This is a genomic window from Streptococcus pseudopneumoniae, from assembly GCF_001072665.1.
GTDB classification, from domain to species: domain Bacteria; phylum Bacillota; class Bacilli; order Lactobacillales; family Streptococcaceae; genus Streptococcus; species Streptococcus pseudopneumoniae_S.
Genome location: NZ_JVJI01000068.1, coordinates 1 through 824 on the forward strand (window position 1 = coordinate 1; position 824 = coordinate 824).

Below are 824 nucleotides of genomic sequence, written 5' to 3' on the forward strand. Positions count from 1 at the left end.
CTTGGCCAACCTGGACTAATTTCAAAGCCATCTATATGCCTTAAAATATTATTTGTTCGATAGTTTTTCTCAGTTTCTTGGTAAATCTCATCAAAAATATTTTTTGGTTGTTTAGGAAAAAAGTAAAAATAAAATAATACAACTAGTAAGACTAAAGCTAATATACTGAATATTTTCTTCATCATTATCCTCCTACTCCGCCATGGCTTCCAAGCGATTTAAAAATGTCGATACTTCTGGATAGTTACTTTCAATATATGCTTTAATCGCATCTTCCCCTTTTTCCATAACCTCTAATGGAAGGATACTGGCATAGATAGTACCTCTGACTTGTTTCCAATCTTTATTTTTCAAAAATCCTCTTTCTCTCAGTGTCGAATCCTTTTGAAGGTCAGAGTAATAAGAAGTTATAGCTTGGTCATAGGATTGCCCCTTCTGCATCCGGCCGATAAGGTTGACTGAGTCTAGGTCTGCCTTGTAGTCATCCTCGCCAATACTTGGCTTCATATCATTTGCATTAAAGGTCGTATCTCCCTCCCAGCCTGAAAGGTCCTTGACATGCTCTCTACCACCATAGATATCGGCTAACTGAACTTGATTAGGATTCAGATGAGTAGCCATGGTAATGGACTGGTGGGTAAAGTCTGCGTGACCTGTCACCAATTCTCCCACTGGGTTTCAATCTTGACCTCGCCATAATTACTTGGCGAGTACTTGCTGTCATAAATTGAGCACCAATCTTTCAAGACTTTCTGGTTGATGATTTCGTCATAGTCCTTCTCTAATTCTTCTTTGGAAATATTATTTTTTCTTAAATATTCTCT

3 protein-coding genes are annotated in these 824 nt (G+C 37.6%); all 3 read right to left on the reverse strand.

What is annotated here, in order from left to right:
- Window positions 1–182 (reverse strand): TipC family immunity protein (locus ADH52_RS04370; protein ID WP_049510322.1); only part of this gene is annotated, 182 nt, incomplete at its 3' end.
- Window positions 183–192: 10 nt separating this feature from the next.
- Window positions 193–660, reverse strand: coding sequence for a hypothetical protein (locus ADH52_RS04375; RefSeq protein ID WP_049487070.1), 468 nt, complete (start codon window positions 658–660; stop codon window positions 193–195).
- A partial coding sequence (locus ADH52_RS11275) for a TipC family immunity protein (RefSeq protein ID WP_152903962.1) occupies window positions 657–824 on the reverse strand: 168 nt, incomplete at its 5' end. The genes ADH52_RS04375 and ADH52_RS11275, both read right to left, overlap by 4 nt.